The sequence below is a fragment of the Rhizobium sp. BK456 genome, from assembly GCF_014194045.1.
Lineage (GTDB): Bacteria > Pseudomonadota > Alphaproteobacteria > Rhizobiales > Rhizobiaceae > Rhizobium > Rhizobium redzepovicii.
Genome location: NZ_JACIAO010000001.1, coordinates 979,674 through 995,348, shown reverse-complemented (window position 1 = coordinate 995,348; position 15,675 = coordinate 979,674). Strand labels below are relative to the sequence as shown.

The window sequence follows — 15,675 nt, the reverse complement described above, 5'->3', positions numbered from 1 at the left end:
ATCCGGCTTTGAAGCCGGCAAGACTGAAAGGCATTTCGACATGGCGAAGGGACGAAACGGCGGGTCGCGGCGCAAGGATGGCGTATGGGACCCGCTGAAGAGCAGCTCGACCGACAGGCAGCGCGCCGAGGCTGTGCCGAAGACGCCGCAGACGATGTCGCCCGCCTACCGCCTTGCCTATGTCGACGAGGATTTCCTCTGCCGTGAGGAGCTGCGGCCGATCCGCCTGCAGCTGGAGCTGCTGAAGACGGAGATGATGCTGACGGAGCGCGGCATCCGCTCGACCGTCGTCATGTTCGGCGGCGCCCGTATTCCCGCCCCCGGCCAGAGCGCTTGGGCGGCACGCAACGACATCCAGCGCGCCAATCTGGAGGCGGCCTCCGTCTATTATGAGGAGGCGCGAAAATTCGCCCGGCTCTGCTCGAAATATTCGGCGACCCTCGGGTTCCAGGAATATGTCATCGTCACCGGCGGCGGTCCCGGCGTCATGGAGGCCGGCAATCGCGGCGCGGCCGACGAGGGCGCACCCTCGATCGGCCTCAACATCGTGCTGCCGCACGAACAGGCGCCGAACGCCTATGTGACGCCGGAACTCAGCTTCAACTTCCACTATTTCGCCATTCGCAAGATGCATTTCATGGTGCGCGCCAAGGCAATCGCCGTCTTTCCCGGCGGCTTCGGAACGCTCGACGAATTCTTCGAATGCCTGACGCTGATCCAGACCGGCCGCATGGAGCGGCTGCCGCTGATCCTCTTCGGCGAAGCCTTCTGGCGCCGCATCGTCAATTTCGATGCCCTGGCCGAATTCGGCACGATCGCGCCCGACGACGTCAAGCTGATCAGCTTCGTCGACACGGCCGAAGCCGCGTGGAAGATCATCCAGGATTTCTATGAGCATCGCGAATAGCGGCTCGGCATCCCGTTCGTAAGACGTGGCTCTTTCCCCGCCGGGCGGGGAAAGAGCGGAGGCGATGGTTCGCCCAACCTTGCAGCCGCGGCCTACAGCAGCGGCCGGTCCGGCATGTCGTCGATCGAGATGACGCCGTCCTTGTTGCGGTCCATCCGCGCAAACAGCTTGTCGAAGGCGGCAACGGCTTCCTGTTTGGAAATCTGGCCGTTCTGGTCGGTATCAACCCGGTGCATCATCATCGAGGCGCGCATGAAGTTGCCGCCATGGCGCATCCAACGGTGCCCGTCATGACCATCATGCCCGCCGTGACCGTCGCGTGGCGGCCGGCCCTGGTCGTCATTGCCTGGCGTCGCGGCTGCGGTATCGGTATCCTTGTTTTCGCTGGCCTCCTGCTTGCGCTGATCTCTCATCGCCTGCATCTGCGTCTTCTGGTATGCGCTGATTTCACCGGGCGTCAGCGAGCCGTCATTATTGGTGTCGATCGCAGCGAAAACCTTGTCGAGGCCGGCGGTCGCTTCTTCTTTGGAGACCTTGCCGTCCTTGTTGGCGTCGAACTGCTTGAGCATCCTGACATAGGTGATTTCGCGGAAGGCGGCAGGCCCCGGACCGTGCATGCCGGGGTGCTGGCGCGGCGCGTCACCGGGTGCGGCATGGCCTGCCCCGGCGGCTGCGCCGAAGATGAGGGTGGAGGAAAGCGCTGCCAGTATCAGCTTGTTGCGGTACATCGTATTTGCCTTTCGTGAGGTGTCCCCTCACGAAGAAAGCTACGGCAGCAGGGCGGAAAGCCCCAGTTAAACATCGGTAAGCTGAATGAAACTTTGGTAATCCGTCAGTCGCCGCCAACCCAGGGGCCAGATCAGCTCCGAGCGGTAATCTTGCCGAGAAAGGCGGCGAGGTCGTCGGTGACGAAATCGATGTGATCCTCTTCGCCGCTGGTCTTTTCCCACCATTCGACGAGCGTGTCTTCCAGATTGCGCGGCACCAACAGCACTGTCTGCATGCCGAGCGCCTTCGGCACCGTCAGATTGCGCGGCAGATCCTCGAACATCGCCGCCTTGCTCGTTTCGACGCATTTTAACGCCGTGAACTTGTCGTAGGTCGCCTGCGCCGGCTTCGGCACATAGTCGGCGGCGACGATATCGAAGATGTCGTCGAAATGCTCGAGAATGCCGAGCGCACCGGCCGTCATTTCCGCATGTTTGACGCTGCCATTGGTAAAGATGAACTTACGCCCGGGCAGCGCCTTGATCGCTGCGGCGAGTTCCGGCTGCGGCGTCAGCGCCGTGTAGTCGATCGCATGCGCCTTTTCGAGGAAGTCGTTCGGGTCGATGCCGTGATGAATCATCAGGCCCTGCAGCGTCGTGCCATGCTCGAGGTAATATTGCTTCTGCAGCTTGCGCGCCTCTTCCCGCTCCATCTGCAACAAGGCCGCGACATAGGCGGTCATGTTCTTGTCGATCTGCGCGAAGAGATTGACATGATGCGGATAGAGCGTGTTGTCGAGGTCGAAGACCCAGTCTGTGACGTGCGCGAAATCGGCTTTATCAGGCGTGCGGTCGATCTTTGTCATGGCGGTCTTATGGCATGGGCGCGGCCGCAAGGAAATCGACAAGAATAAAATAGACGCCCGATTTTCGGCGGACGGCGCATGCGCGGGATGCTAGAAAGCGGATATGCTTTTCGAACGCCCCGACGACGATACGCTCTATGACGCCTTGATCGCGCGCAGCGCTGATTATGAGGGGCAGGCCTATGTCTGCGTCAAGACGACGGGCATCTTCTGCCGGCTGACCTGCCCGGCGCGCAAGCCGAAGCGGGAAAATACCCTGTTCTTCGGGACGATCGCCGCTTGCATGCATTCCGGCTTTCGTCCCTGCCGGCGCTGCAGGCCGCTGGAACAGCCGGGCAGGGAGCCGATCGTCGACGAACTGCTTGCGGCACTCGACGCTCAGCCGGAGGTTCGCTGGACCGAGGAGGAGATTGTCCGCCGTGGCCATGATCCGTCGACGGTGCGCCGCGCCTTCAAGCGGGCGCTCGGCATGACCTTCCATGACATCGTCCGCTATCGCCGGCTCGGCGAAGCGGCCCGGCAGCTGGCCGACGGCGCGCGCGTCATCGATGCGCAGATCGACGCCGGATACGAGTCTCCGAGCGGCTTTCGCACGGCATTCCAGCGGCTCGTCGGTAAAGCGCCGGCGCTCTCGCAAAACCGCGAATTGCTCGTTGCCGATTGGTTCGCCACCCCGCTCGGGCCGATGATCGCGGTTGCCGACAAGACGCATCTGCACCTTCTCGAATTTCATGATCGTAAGGCGCTGCCGACTGAGCTCGAAGCGCTGCAGAAGCGCGTCCGATCCTCGGTCGCAATCGGCCGCACCCCTGTCATCGACCAGATCGAGGCGGAGATCCGGGATTATTTCGAGGGCCGGCTCACCGTTTTCACGACGCCGCTGGCGCTTGGCGGTACGCCCTTCGAAAAACATGTCTGGGCAAAGCTGATGGAAATCCCTGTCGGTGAGACGCGCGCCTATGGCGATCTTGCCAGGGAGATGGAAAGGCCGGAGGTGGTGCGGGCCGTCGGCCGCGCCAATGGCGCCAACCAGCTTGCCATCATCGTGCCCTGCCATCGTATCCTCGGCGCGGATGGTTCACTGACCGGCTACGGCGGTGGGCTCTGGCGCAAACAGTGGCTGCTGCGCCATGAAGAGAAAATCAGCACACAGGCGAAGATGGAGGAGACAACATGAACCAGATTGAGAAGGCCAAGGCATTCGCCGCGCTGCATAAGAAGGGCGATCCGATCGTCCTCTACAATATCTGGGATGCCGGCACGGCGAAGGCGGTGACGGAAGCCGGCGCCAAGGCGCTCGCGACCGGAAGCTGGTCGGTCGCCGCAGCCCACGGGTTTGCCGATGGCGAGAAACTCCCGATGCAGGTACTTGTGGAGACGGCGAAATCCATCACCGCCGTCATCGACCTGCCGCTGTCGGTCGATTTCGAAGGCGCCTATTCGGCGGAGCCCGAGGGGGCGGCGGCCAATGCCGCCAGGCTGGTGGATGTCGGCGCCATCGGCATCAATTTCGAAGATCGGGTGGTTGCCGGCGAGGGGCTCTATCCCGTCGAGAGCCAGTCGGCCCGCATCCGCGCCATTCGCGCCATGGCCGACGGCAGAGACATCCCCTTCTTCATCAACGCCCGCACCGATCTCTTCCTCGCCGAAGGCGATCTTGCCAAACATGCCGGTCTGGTGGACGAGGCGATCGAGCGCGGCAGGGCCTATGCGGCGGCCGGCGGCAACGGTTTCTTCGTTCCCGGCCTGATCGATCCCGCCTTGATCGAAAAGATCTGCGCCGCATCGTCGCTGCCGGTCAATATCATGATTCGGGCGGGCGCTCCCGATGTGAAAACCCTGGCAAAGCTCGGTGTCGGCCGCATCAGCTATGGACCGGGGCCTTACCGGTCGATGATGGAAAAGCTGAAACAGGAGGCGGCGGCGATTTACAGCACGCTCTGAGGCCGAGATGTGCGCGGGCCGCAGCTCTCAGATGAAAGACTGCGGCCCGAAAATGACATCCCACTCCGCTCAGGAACGGAAGCGCAGATTGCGCCGTGTCAGCTGGTCGACCGAGGTGCAACCCATCAGCTTCATGTCCCGTTCGATCTCGGTGCGCATCGTCTCCAGCGCCCGTTCGACGCCGGGCCGCCCGGCGGCGGCAAGCGGGAAGAGATAATAGCGGCCGAGCCCGACCGCCTTCGCCCCCAGCGACAGCGCTTTAAGAACATGCGTGCCCCGCTGCACGCCGCCATCCATCATCACGTCGATCCGGTCGCCCACCGCGTCGACGATTTCAGCCAGCTGGTCGAAGGCGCTGCGCGAACCGTCGAGCTGGCGGCCGCCATGATTGGAAAGCACGATGCCGGTGCAGCCGATCTCGACCGCGCGCTTGGCGTCTTCGACCGACATGATGCCCTTCAGGCAGAATTGCCCGCCCCAGGCCTGCACCATGTCAGCCACGTCGTTCCACGACATGGAGGGGTCGAGCATTTCGGTGAAATATCGGCTGATCGACAGGGCGCCGCCGTCCATCTTCACGTGGTTTTCGAGCTGCGGCAGCCGGAACGCCTCATGCGTCATCCAGTCGATCGCCCAGGACGGCTTGATCGCAAACTGCATCATGCCGGCGAGATTGAGCTTGAAGGGAATGGCAAAGCCGGTGCGCTTGTCGCGCTCGCGGTTGCCGCCGGTAATGCTGTCGACCGTCAGCATCATCGCCTGCACGCCGGCATTCTTCGCCCGCGCCATCATCTCGTGGTTGAGGCCGCGGTCCTTGTGGAAATAGAACTGATAGACCTGCGGCCCGGCGCTGATCTGCCGCGCTTCCTCCAGGCTGATCGTGCCGAGCGAGGAGACGCCGAACATCGTGCCGTATTTTCCCGCCGCCGCCGCGACCGCCCGCTCGCCCTGGTGGTGGAAAAGCCGCTGTAGCGCCGTCGGCGAGCAATAGACCGGCATCGCCAGCTTCTGCCCCATGACGGTTACCGACATGTCGACCTCGGCCACCCCGCGCAAGACGTCGGGCACCAGATCGCAAGCTTCGAACGCCGCGCTATTGCGCCGATAGGTCACCTCGTCATCTGCAGCGCCGTCGATATAATCGAAGATCGGCCCGGGAAGCCGCCGTTTGGCCATGCGCCGGAAATCGTGGAAATTATAGCAGTCTGTAAGGCGCATCTGTTTGCTCGACCCGTTAAGTTTCGGGGCGCAACCTAAAGCACGATTCGAAATCTTGCCAAGGCTAGATCGGGCGATTTGCGGCTTCTTCGAGCGGATATCGCAGTCAGGGGCGCGATTCCGCCTGATGTTGCGGCTGATTGCCACCGGAAGCGGATGTGTCGACGCGCTTCAACCCTCGCCGTGGCACGATCATGTGCGGGAGCTTGATCGCCGAAGCCAGGCCGATCCCCGCCAGCAGCCGGATGAAATACCAACCGAGGTCCAACTGCCCCGGCTCGATGCCGAGCCGCGCCGATTCCGGAAAGGCGTGATGGTTGCCGTGGAAGCTCTCGCCAAAGGTCACCAGCCCGAAATGCGGCAGGTTGTAACCCTGCACCGCGACGTCATCGACCCGCCATCCCTGATGACCGGCTCGGTGGGCGAAATGACCGACCAGCCAGTGTCCGGTCAGCGACACCGATACCCGCACGGCAATGCCCCAGACCACCCACGGCAGTCCGCCAAGCGCGAGGAGAACGAGTGCCAAGGGGATCTGCTGCCCCATCCATGTCGCCTCCAGGAAGCGATAGAAGCGGTCGCGCCGCTCGCGCTCATCGAGGACGAAACGGGGCGGATGGTTCAGCGTCACTATGCAATGCATCTGCCAGAAGGCATCGATAAAGAAAGGCCGCCGATGGGCATAGAGCCCATGGCATTCGCGCTGCCGTTGCGCCCAGTCGCGAATATCGTGCGCATAGATCATGCCGAAGGGGCCGGCCATGCCGACCAGCGTACCGAGATAGACGAGAACATGCTCGATCCAGAGAGGGGTGTTGAAGGAGCGGTGGATCAACAGTCGGTGCATGCCGACCGAATGACCGAGGCAGATGGTGATGGCGGTCAGGAGGATGAAGACGGCAAAGGCGCTCCAGGTGAAGGTCAGCGGTCCGCCGATAATGGCGATCAGAGTCATGGCGGCGATCCAGATAGACTTTGCCGGCATCCACACCACTTTGCCCGTCACCGCATCGCTGCTGTTGTCGATCATGCGCCCGGTGGAAATGCTGCTCATGGCAAACTCCCTCCTATCGGGCGCATTCTCCGCTTGAATATCGCCCGTCAATTCATTAATTAAGAAATTACCTAATTACTTTGCGTCAATCGAAACAATTAAGCAATACGTTAATTGCTTAATTTGTTGATGGATCGACGGATGATGCCGCGGACAGGGAGACCGGACTTGGAAGACGAAACCCTCGACGACGCTGCAGAAGGTAGCTCAGTCAGCGCCGCCCAGCGGGTATTTCACGCACTTTCCAGTGCGCCGCGGCGGAAGATTCTTGCCTATCTCTCGGCATCCGGCTTGACCGCCGGCGAGATCGCAGACCGCTTCAGCATGTCCAAGCCGGCCGTTTCGCAGCATCTTTCCATTCTTGAAACGGCGGGGCTGATCAGACGGGAGAAGCAGGGCCAGTTCGTTCACTATTCCCTGATCGAGAATAATTTGGTCAATACGCTCAATGGCTTCGTGCAGGAGGTCTGCCCGGTCAGCCGACCGATCAAGAAGGAAAGCCAGGCACGCGCCCGCGCGAAAGAATTGCCTTGAGCATCGGGCGGCGATTTAAAGCCAGCTTTGAGGGCAAGAGCATTTCCGTGACTGGAGAGAAGTCAGAAATGTTCTACAGCGCGCCTGTTTGCGGGCAGCGAAAGGACGCTGTAACTCTTTGAGAGAAAGCACCCTGAATGACATCCCATATCATGGAGCTTCGCGGTTTGATTGGAAACCGCTTACTTCTGGTCCCTTCCGTGGCCGCCGTCATTCATGACGATGCGGGCAATCTTCTCCTGCAAGAGAAGGCGTCAGAAGGATGGAGCCTACCTGCTGGTGCGATCGAGCCTAGCGAGACGCCGCAGGAAGCTGTCATTCGCGAGGTTATGGAAGAGACTGGTCTTGTAGTCTGCTTGACCAGCATTCTAGGCGTCTTCGGCGGACGCGAATTTAGGTACATCTACCCGAATGGTCATCAAGTCGAATACGTGGTGACACTGTTCAAATGCCAAGTGCTAAAAGGCGGCGGAGCTTGGATGGACACCGAGACAAGATCGGTTCGATATTTTGCCAAGGACGACATGCCGTCCCTGGCGTTGCCCTATCCTGTTCCGACACTGTTTGCTTAGGCATTTCCAGCGCAGAGCAGATCGCATTCGGTTCCCAGCCGATACGCTGACGTGAGGAAGATGCGCCCCTCTTTCCCGGGCGCACTCTCCATCAGGGAACGATCAGCGTCCCAATGCCGTGCTCGGTGAAGATTTCCAACAGGACGGAATGGGCGGTCTTGCCGTTCAGGATGACGACGCCCTGGACGCCGGCCTTGATCGCATCGATGCAGGTCTCGACCTTCGGGATCATGCCGCCCGAGATCGTGCCGTCGGCGATCAGCGCATGCGCTTCGGCGACGGAGAGCTCCTTGATCAGTTGACCATTCTTGTCGAGCACGCCGGCCACATCGGTCAGGAACAGCAGCCGGGTGGCGTTGAGCGCGCCGGCAATGGCGCCGGCGAACGTGTCGGCGTTGATATTGTAGGTGGCGCCGTCGCGGCCGGGTGCGACGGGCGCGATCACCGGGATCATCTCCGAGCGGGCGAGCAGATCGAGCAGCGTGCGGTCGACCTCGACCACTTCGCCGACGAAGCCGAGATCGAGCACGCGCTCGATGTTCGAATCCGGATCCTTGACGGTCTTGCGCGCCTTTTCGGCGAAGACCATGTTGCCGTCCTTGCCGCAAAGGCCGATCGCCCATTCGCCGGTCTGGTTGATCAGCGCGACGATTTCCTTGTTGATCGAGCCGGCGAGCACCATCTCGACGATCTCGACCGTCTTCTGGTCGGTGACGCGCAGCCCGCCCTCGAATTTCGATTCGATGCCCATCTTGTTCAGCATGGCGCCGATCTGCGGGCCGCCGCCGTGAACGACGATCGGGTTGACGCCGGATTGCTTCAACAGGGCGATGTCGCTGGCAAAGGCCTTGCCGAGTTCGGGATTGCCCATGGCGTGGCCGCCATATTTCACGACGATCGTCTTGTTTTCATAACGCTGCATGAAGGGCAGCGCCTTGGCCAGAAGCCGTGCCTGCAGTTCGCTTTCGGACTCGTTCATGGGGACCCCGCGGAATTGTTCGCGGCCTTTTATCGCAAGTTTCCGACAGAGGGAATAATCCAGAGGGCAATAGTTTTTCGTATCTGGCGCGGAGCCGGTGGCCTTTAGCGTCCGGCGCACCCAAGCATGAGATGAGGAACGGCATGCAAGGCGATGAGATTGCAGACCTGATCGGCCGCGTCGCGCTCGGCGACCGCAGGGCCTTTGTTGCCCTTTACAATCAGACCGGGCCGAAACTTTTTGCCATCTGCCTGCGTATCTTGAAGGATCGCACGGAAGCCGAAGAAGCCCTGCAGGAAGTTTATATCAGCATCTGGCAAAGGGCCGGAAGCTACCAGGCAGCGACAGGTTCGTCGGCAGCGTGGCTTTCGGCGATTGCCCGCAACCGGTCGATCGACGCGTTGCGGTCGCGCAAGCCCGTCGCCGACGAAATCGACAGTGCCTATGATCTTGCCGACACCGCACCCGACCCGGAAATGCAGACGGTGACGAAGGATGAAGGAAGGCGGATTGACACCTGCATGGAAGAGTTGGAAGCTGATCGTGCGGTCGCGGTGAAACGGGCTTATGTCGAAGGGCTGAGCTATCAGGAACTGGCCGATCAGTTTGGTGTCCCGCTGAACACGATGCGGACCTGGCTCAGGCGCAGCCTGTTGAAACTGAGAGAGTGCATGGAACGATGACATCGCCCGACAAAAGCAAGGGAGACCGCTCCCGCGACGAGGTACTCGCCGGCGAATATGTGCTTGGCGTCCTGTCGCTGCAGGATCGGCGGGTGGTGGAAGAGCGCATGCGCCACGATCGGCCCTTTGCCGCGATCGTCAGCCGCTGGGAAACCAACCTTTCTGCCTTCAATGACGAATATGAAACCGCCTCGCCGAACCGGGAAACCTTCAAGCAGATCGAGGCGCGGCTATTCGGCGATGCTCAAAAACCCGCATCCTTTTCGCAAGGCCTTTGGAATTCGGCAGTCTTCTGGCGCTCGCTGAGCTTTGCCTGCGTCGTCGTCGCCGTCAGCGCCGTCATCTTCGCCTCGGGCGTCGTGCCTGAGCCGCAGGGACCGACACCGCTGGTCGCCTCGCTTTCCGGCCAGAACAGCGCCATCAATCTTCTTGCCTCCTACGAGCTGCAGAGTGGACGGCTGAAGATCGTGCCGGTCGCCGCCGGCAAGCCGGAGGAGAAGTCGCTGGAACTCTGGCTGGTGCCGGGCAGCGGCCTGCCGAAATCGCTCGGCGTCTTCCAGCCGGGCGAGAGCGGCGAACTCGTCATTCCCGCCGATCTGCGCAGCAATCTCGCCGATGGCGCGACGCTTGCCGTCAGCCTCGAACCCTTCGGCGGCTCGCCGACCGGCCAGGCGACCGGTCCGGTGATCGCAAGCGGCGCATTGCGCCGGCCATGATCGGGCGCCGGCCGTAAATCGCGTCGGCCATGAAATCATTTTCTCCTGTCTGAAACTCTTTGGCGCAAGCCGCCGTAGTTCGAAATGTCCGGACGACGCTCAGGCATAAAGCCCGCGGATCGTGTCCGGTGAGGAGAAAATCATGATCAAGTCCGTATTGCGCGGTTTTGCGCTCGCCACCGCCCTGTCCGCCGTCGCCTTTGCCGCCGCCAAGAACCCTGAAGTCGGCGGTGCGCCGATGTTCGCCACCAAGAACATCATCGAAAACGCCGTGAATTCCAAGGATCACACGACGCTGGTCGCCGCCGTCAAGGCAGCCGGCTTGGTCGGCACGCTGGAGGGCAAGGGTCCCTTCACCGTCTTTGCGCCGACCAACGAAGCCTTCGCCGCCCTGCCGAAGGGCACCGTCGACACGCTGCTGAAGCCGGAAAACAAGGCGACGCTCACCAAGGTTCTGACCTGCCATGTCGTTGCTGCCGACGCGATGGCCAAGACGGTTGCCAAGATGATCAAGGATGACGGCGGTGAGCACGACATCAAGACCGTCGGCGGCTGCGTGCTGAAAGCCAAGGAAAGCATGGGCAAGATCACCCTGACCGACGAAAACGGCGGCGTCTCGCATGTGACGATCGCCGACGTCAAACAGTCGAACGGCGTCATTCACGTCGTCGACAAGGTGCTGCTGCCGAAGATGTAAGCCCGCCCATCTTGGCAGGGCCCGGGGCGCTCTTCGGGGCGCCCCGAAAGTAGCCGAGAATGACTTGCCTTGTGATTTCCGACCAGTTTTTTAGCGATGAGGCTATCGGGTCGCTTCGGCTATTGGGAAAACGAGCGAGACACTCACGCCGGCGTCGGGGGACGAGGTGACTTCGACCTTGGCGCGGGCGTTCTGTTTCAGCGACTGTACGATCATTGCGCTTAGTTTACCCGGGTGCGGCCAAGTCACATCTTGAGGAAGCCCGACCCCGTTATCGGCGACGGTGATCCTGCACCCTGTATCGCTGACGACACAACGGAGCGTGATTTCTCCGCCATCACGCCCCACGAAGGCATGTTTGAGCGTATTGGTGAGCAGTTCGTTGATGACCAAGCCGGCGGGCATGGCCACATCGACCGAAACCGGCCAGGTGTCGACCTTCATGTCCAGCCGGATCCCTTCCACGGCGTGAGCCGCCATCACCGAGGCGGCAATCTGGCTCACATAGGTTCCAAGATCGACTGTGGCACCTTTCTCTTCGTCCGACAGCGAGCGATACAGCAGCGCCAGGGCCTCAATCCGCCCGGCAAGCCGTGCAAACCTTTCGCTTTCCTCGCTCTGTTGCGCATTGCGTGCCTCCATCCGGATCAGCGCTGTGATCATCTGAAGGTTGTTCTTCACGCGATGCTGAAGTTCGCGCAGAAGGACATCCTTCTCCGTCAGCAGTTCACCGAAGCTTTGATCGGCCGCCGCCTCATTGCGCGCCGCAAAGGCCACCAATCGGAACAGCGGGGTATCATCATCGTTGACGATGGTATTCGACCAGACATCGATAATGGCAGTGCTCTCGGGTTCGGCCACCAGCGAGAACGCGCCAATATACTCCTCGGCAGAGGTCACGGCGGCCGTGAGCGTCGCTCCTCCCGAAATGGCGGTGGAATTCAATTCGATCTCGGACCAGGTCTTTCCCTCGACCTGCTTTGCGCTCAGCGCCGTCAGCCGTTCGAATTCGAGATTGACATAGATCAGCGCCTCGCGGTCGCCGAGTTCGGAGACGGCCACGGCAAAAGGGACGTGATCGAGAAAGTGTCGAAACCGATCGTCATCAAGGGCTTCGGCCAGATGGGGCAGGTTGCCGACGCCTTCCGGCGACAGCGGCTGGTCTTTGCTATCGGTCATCTCATTACTCGCGCACGCGGACTGCTCTTGCACCGCCTGGGATGGAGGGTTGCTTCAAATACTGCGGGGACGCAAGTGCAATCGCCGCTGATCCGCTTACGCAAGCAGTTTCATGATGCGATGATAAGGATCCGAACCCGTGGGGCCAAACCCGGCAAGGCTATGCCCGGTCATAGGTAAACGAGGTCAGCAGCGTCGTCACGAAATTGCTCGCCCGTTCCTTGACCAGGACCTCCGTCCATTCATCCGTGCCGCGCAGCCGCAAGTCCGTGTAGATGCTGTCCACCGCTGCCTCTTCGATACGCTTGATGTGCGTCCTGAACGAAGCCTCGCCGCCACCATGATACATGTCCCTGATAACCATTCGGAGAATCTCCTGAATGGCGATCTGCCAAGCCGTATTGATCGACTGGAGTTCCTTGATATCGTCCGCCATTCAAGCTTCCTTCAGGATGAGTTCACGGTGAGCGCAGTGTGAGGTCAGCCGGCCCGGGTGCGTTTTGCAACGAGCGCGGCCGTTGTTGTTGCCCGGTCGTTGCGTTCCCTGGAAAGCCGCGCCTCGCGAAGCCGCAAGGTCTTTGCCTGTTGCGATTGGACGTCGGATTCGAGTTCCTCGGCCGCCTTGTTCTTTGCAAAGAACTGGCTCTGGACGTTGCCGAAGGCAATCTCCGCCCGCTGGCGGGATTTGCTGTATGTCTCTGTCATGTCGGGTCCGATACTGAGAGTTCGATGGGCGAGCGAAAACAAAAAGGCCAGGCAGTTCGCCTGGCCTTGCATGGATAACGTGCTTCCGGCAGTGCCAGTACATCCGTGGTCAAAGGAAAGCAGATATCGAGTTAAGCGTTCTGGAGATTGCAAGCGGACATCTTGCCCGACTTGTTGTCACGCTCGAGATCGAAGCCGATCTTCTGGCCTTCGACGAGTTCGCGCATTCCGGCGCGCTCGACGGCGGAGATGTGAACGAAGGCGTCAGCGCCGCCATTGTCAGGCTGAATGAAGCCGAAGCCCTTGGTGGAATTGAACCATTTAACGGTGCCAGTGGTCATGATGAACCCTTTCATAGCAATATTGAAGAACCGCAGCGCCAGGGCGATACGGATGGTGATAGCGATTTTTGAAAGGAAGTTCGTTCAGGCCGCGGTGCTAATCGCGCGATAACCAAGCCAGCAAGCAAAATTCGATAGTTGTCATGTAGCGCAAAGGACGCGCGCCGTCAACCGTTAGTTTTTCATCGCCGGTCGATTCAATCTTTGGATGCGTCGGTGGCCTTTGCACCAAATGGGGACTCGGCCGACTGAAAAGCCGCGGATCCGAAAATGTGGGAAGGAGCTTCGGAACTGGCCGGATTCGCGCGTCGCCGAACATTGCCGCAGCTATCGGCGAGCGCTGAACCATCTAGCGCCGCTCTATTTCCAGCGGGCGACGCCGACGGTTTCGCCGATCGCCTGGCGCAGATCGTCCAGCCCGTCGCCCTTTTCCGACGAGGTGGACAGCACGCCGGGATAAGCGGCCGGGCGCTTGCGGATCTTTTCCGCGGTCTCGGCAAGCAGCTTCGGCACGGCCGGCGCCTTGATCTTGTCGGTCTTGGTCAGCACGATCTGATAGGAGACGGCCGCCTTGTCGAGCAGATCGAGCACGTCGTCGTCGTTCTTCTTGATGCCGTGGCGGCTGTCGATCAGCACATAGACGCGCTTCAGCGTCGCGCGGCCCCGCAGATAGTCGAAAACCAGCTTGGTCCACTTGTCGACCTGCTCCTTCGGCGCCTGCGCATAACCGTAGCCGGGCATGTCGACGATCGCCATCGGCGGCATGTCGCCGCTTTCGCCGGAATAGCCATCCGGAACGAAATAATTGAGCTCCTGGGTTCGCCCCGGCGTGTTCGACGTGCGCGCCAGCCCCTTCTGGCCGACCAGCGCATTGATAAGCGACGACTTGCCGACATTGGAACGGCCGGCAAAGGCCACTTCCAGGGGCCCTTCCGGCGGCAGGAAATTGAGCGAGGGTACGCCGCGGATGAAGATCCATGGGTGGCCGAAGAGCGGCTTTTCGGTTTCGGGCATGCGGGCTCTGCAATCTCCGGGTTCTGTCTCTTCACCGGGCTTCGTGGTTTTGAGGGGAGATGTCAAGCTTTGAGGCGGTTAACAGCCCATTGCGGTCCCCACGGCTGACGGCTCTGCGTCTCATCGCGCGCCCAGGCTGACAAGGTAGGCGCACAGCATATCGGCCATTGCCTCCGAATAGGCTTCCATGTCTTCGCTCTTCCGCGGTCTTTCGGAGAAATCCTTTCCGACGGTCGTCAGGGTTGTCATCATAACGTCGCCGGCGAGCACTCGGGCTGCCTCAGGGAGGGCGGGAAGCACCTCCCTCAGGAACGCCTCGATCACCGGATCGCCAGCCTGTCGCGCCTCCCGGGCCTCCGGCGCATCCCTGTAGAGCGGAGCGGCGTCGCCGAGCGCCACACGGACGGCGGCCTCTTCGCACTCCGAGCGAATAAAAGCCTGAACCAATCTGCGCACCCGGCGAAGCGGCGGCTCCGATCGGTCGTTGAGGATCTCACTCAGAAGACCGGTGGTCTCGCGCCACTCGTCGCTCTGCAGCCGAAACAGGATCGCCGCCTTGTTCGGAAAATATTGGTAGAGCGACCCAATGCTGACGCCTGCTTTCTCAGCCACGCGCGCGGTGGTGAAGCGGTGCGCGCCTTGCTGCGCCAAAACCTGAACAGCAGCCTGCAGAATGGCCGAAACGAGCTCGTTCGACCGCGCCTGTTTGGGCTGTTTTCGTGAGGAAATTTCAGAGCTTGGGCGATCGGCCATTTCCAGGCTCCCGGATGCGATTAGCGAATGCGACGAATTAATCGTATTTTTTCGATCGGCACAACAACGCTCTCGACAAAGGATTTGCCATGACCACGTTAACGACCTCACCGCTCGCGCCGCTGCTCGAGCATTTGTTCGAACAGGCCGACAAGGCGACGAGCCCCGGCCTGGCGGCACTGTCGCGGGAGGAGCGGGATCGCCTCTTCCACAGCAAGACGGAATACCGCAATTTCTACGGCCTGATAAAGGACCTGTGGCTGCCCGTGTCGCGCAGGACCGGCGAGTTGCTCTATATGCTGGCACGCGCCAGTGGAGCACGTGAGATCGTCGAGTTCGGCACGTCGTTCGGTATTTCCACGCTCTATCTCGCCGCCGCATTGCGCGATAACGGCGGCGGCCGGCTGATCACCACCGAGTTCGAGCCCGACAAGATCTCCAGAGCACGGCAGAACCTTGCGGCGGCCGGGCTTGCCGATCTCGTCGAGTTTCGGCAGGGCGATGCGCTTGAAACCCTCGTCGCCGATCTTCCCGGCAGCATAGATCTGGTCCTGATGGACGGCGCAAAGTCGCTCTATCTGGAGATTTTGTACATCTTGGAAGGCCGCCTCCGGCAGGGAGCGATTGTCATCGCCGACGATGCCGACGCCTGCCCGGAATACCTCGGCCACGTGCGCGCGCCTGGCCGCGGTTACATGTCGACGCCGTTTTCCGAAGATATCGAGCTTTCCATGCGCGCTTGTTGAAGCCGCGTCGGCGCAGGGTGATTGCTCACCGATACGAACAGAAAAGCCCCGTCGGAGCGG

General features: G+C 61.1%; 20 protein-coding genes. 9 read left to right on the top strand and 11 right to left on the bottom strand.

Annotation, left to right across the window (positions count from 1 at the left end; all coding sequences use genetic code 11):
* The first annotated feature begins 40 nt into the window (after window positions 1-40).
* Window positions 41-907: an LOG family protein gene (locus tag FHX03_RS05235; RefSeq protein ID WP_183779192.1), complete on the top strand. Its 867-nt coding sequence runs from the start codon at window positions 41-43 to the stop codon at window positions 905-907.
* Window positions 908-999: 92 nt separating this feature from the next.
* On the opposite strand, the gene FHX03_RS05230 is transcribed toward FHX03_RS05235, so the two are convergent.
* Window positions 1,000-1,635 carry an EF-hand domain-containing protein gene (locus tag FHX03_RS05230; RefSeq protein WP_097624682.1) on the bottom strand — a complete coding sequence of 212 codons (636 nt, stop codon included), beginning with the start codon at window positions 1,633-1,635 and terminating at the stop codon, window positions 1,000-1,002.
* Window positions 1,636-1,766: 131 nt separating this feature from the next.
* Window positions 1,767-2,480, bottom strand: coding sequence for a pyrimidine 5'-nucleotidase (locus tag FHX03_RS05225; protein WP_097624683.1), 714 nt, complete (start codon window positions 2,478-2,480; stop codon window positions 1,767-1,769).
* Window positions 2,481-2,583: 103 nt separating this feature from the next.
* Between FHX03_RS05225 and FHX03_RS05220 the strand changes: the two genes are divergently transcribed.
* Together FHX03_RS05220 and FHX03_RS05215 are read left to right on the top strand one after the other, a co-directional pair.
* On the top strand, window positions 2,584-3,657 hold the full coding sequence (locus FHX03_RS05220; protein WP_183852823.1) for a bifunctional transcriptional activator/DNA repair enzyme AdaA: 1,074 nt from the start codon (window positions 2,584-2,586) through the stop codon (window positions 3,655-3,657).
* Window positions 3,654-4,424, top strand: coding sequence for an isocitrate lyase/phosphoenolpyruvate mutase family protein (locus FHX03_RS05215; RefSeq protein WP_183852821.1), 771 nt, complete (start codon window positions 3,654-3,656; stop codon window positions 4,422-4,424). The genes FHX03_RS05220 and FHX03_RS05215 overlap by 4 nt, the downstream gene beginning before the upstream one ends.
* Window positions 4,425-4,493: 69 nt before the next feature.
* Here FHX03_RS05215 and FHX03_RS05210 read toward each other — a convergent pair whose 3' ends face one another.
* Both FHX03_RS05210 and FHX03_RS05205 read right to left on the bottom strand, forming a co-directional pair.
* On the bottom strand, window positions 4,494-5,642 hold the full coding sequence (locus FHX03_RS05210) for an alpha-hydroxy acid oxidase (protein WP_097624686.1): 1,149 nt from the start codon (window positions 5,640-5,642) through the stop codon (window positions 4,494-4,496).
* 106 nt (window positions 5,643-5,748) lie between these two features.
* A complete protein-coding gene (locus FHX03_RS05205; protein ID WP_183852819.1) occupies window positions 5,749-6,696 on the bottom strand; it encodes an acyl-CoA desaturase in 948 nt (315 codons plus the stop codon).
* A 168-nt stretch (window positions 6,697-6,864) separates the two neighbouring features.
* Here FHX03_RS05205 and FHX03_RS05200 point away from each other — a divergent pair, with 168 nt between their 5' ends.
* Together FHX03_RS05200 and FHX03_RS05195 are read left to right on the top strand one after the other, a co-directional pair.
* Entirely contained in the window at window positions 6,865-7,230 is a 366-nt protein-coding gene (locus tag FHX03_RS05200; protein WP_183852817.1) for a metalloregulator ArsR/SmtB family transcription factor, read from the top strand.
* Window positions 7,231-7,367: 137 nt separating this feature from the next.
* The gene (locus FHX03_RS05195; protein WP_183852815.1) at window positions 7,368-7,802 is read left to right on the top strand and encodes an NUDIX domain-containing protein; all 435 of its coding nucleotides are present in this window, start codon (window positions 7,368-7,370) and stop codon (window positions 7,800-7,802) included.
* 91 nt (window positions 7,803-7,893) lie between these two features.
* On the opposite strand, the gene argB is transcribed toward FHX03_RS05195, so the two are convergent.
* On the bottom strand, window positions 7,894-8,781 hold the full coding sequence (gene argB, locus FHX03_RS05190) for an acetylglutamate kinase (RefSeq protein WP_003570750.1): 888 nt from the start codon (window positions 8,779-8,781) through the stop codon (window positions 7,894-7,896).
* Between the two features lie 143 nt (window positions 8,782-8,924).
* On the opposite strand from argB, the gene FHX03_RS05185 reads away from it, so the two are divergent.
* The 3 genes from FHX03_RS05185 to FHX03_RS05175 all read left to right on the top strand — a co-directional run bounded on the left by FHX03_RS05185 (window position 8,925) and on the right by FHX03_RS05175 (window position 10,877).
* The gene (locus FHX03_RS05185; RefSeq protein WP_183852813.1) at window positions 8,925-9,464 is read left to right on the top strand and encodes a sigma-70 family RNA polymerase sigma factor; all 540 of its coding nucleotides are present in this window, start codon (window positions 8,925-8,927) and stop codon (window positions 9,462-9,464) included.
* Window positions 9,461-10,180 (top strand): anti-sigma factor domain-containing protein, encoded by a 720-nt coding sequence (locus FHX03_RS05180; RefSeq protein WP_097624688.1) that lies wholly within the window; start codon window positions 9,461-9,463, stop codon window positions 10,178-10,180. Before FHX03_RS05185 ends, FHX03_RS05180 begins: the two co-directional genes overlap by 4 nt.
* A 142-nt stretch (window positions 10,181-10,322) precedes the next feature.
* The gene (locus FHX03_RS05175; protein ID WP_097624689.1) at window positions 10,323-10,877 is read left to right on the top strand and encodes a fasciclin domain-containing protein; all 555 of its coding nucleotides are present in this window, start codon (window positions 10,323-10,325) and stop codon (window positions 10,875-10,877) included.
* Window positions 10,878-10,979: 102 nt separating this feature from the next.
* Here the strand turns inward: FHX03_RS05175 and FHX03_RS05170 are convergent, their stop codons facing one another.
* The 6 genes from FHX03_RS05170 to FHX03_RS05145 form a co-directional block, all read right to left on the bottom strand.
* Window positions 10,980-12,056 carry a sensor histidine kinase gene (locus FHX03_RS05170; protein WP_097624690.1) on the bottom strand — a complete coding sequence of 359 codons (1,077 nt, stop codon included), beginning with the start codon at window positions 12,054-12,056 and terminating at the stop codon, window positions 10,980-10,982.
* A gap of 160 nt (window positions 12,057-12,216) precedes the next feature.
* Window positions 12,217-12,492 carry a hypothetical protein gene (locus tag FHX03_RS05165; RefSeq protein WP_097624691.1) on the bottom strand — a complete coding sequence of 92 codons (276 nt, stop codon included), beginning with the start codon at window positions 12,490-12,492 and terminating at the stop codon, window positions 12,217-12,219.
* A gap of 44 nt (window positions 12,493-12,536) precedes the next feature.
* Window positions 12,537-12,761, bottom strand: a complete 225-nt coding sequence (locus FHX03_RS05160) for a hypothetical protein (RefSeq protein WP_097624853.1) — start codon at window positions 12,759-12,761, stop codon at window positions 12,537-12,539.
* A gap of 131 nt (window positions 12,762-12,892) precedes the next feature.
* Complete coding sequence (locus FHX03_RS05155; RefSeq protein WP_003588915.1) at window positions 12,893-13,102, bottom strand: cold-shock protein; 210 nt, start codon at window positions 13,100-13,102, stop codon at window positions 12,893-12,895.
* 360 nt (window positions 13,103-13,462) lie between these two features.
* Entirely contained in the window at window positions 13,463-14,116 is a 654-nt protein-coding gene (gene yihA, locus FHX03_RS05150) for a ribosome biogenesis GTP-binding protein YihA/YsxC (protein WP_003588913.1), read from the bottom strand.
* 120 nt (window positions 14,117-14,236) lie between these two features.
* On the bottom strand, window positions 14,237-14,869 hold the full coding sequence (locus FHX03_RS05145) for a TetR family transcriptional regulator (protein WP_097624692.1): 633 nt from the start codon (window positions 14,867-14,869) through the stop codon (window positions 14,237-14,239).
* A gap of 89 nt (window positions 14,870-14,958) precedes the next feature.
* On the opposite strand from FHX03_RS05145, the gene FHX03_RS05140 reads away from it, so the two are divergent.
* On the top strand, window positions 14,959-15,615 hold the full coding sequence (locus FHX03_RS05140; protein ID WP_097624693.1) for an O-methyltransferase: 657 nt from the start codon (window positions 14,959-14,961) through the stop codon (window positions 15,613-15,615).
* Window positions 15,616-15,675: the final 60 nt, after the last annotated feature.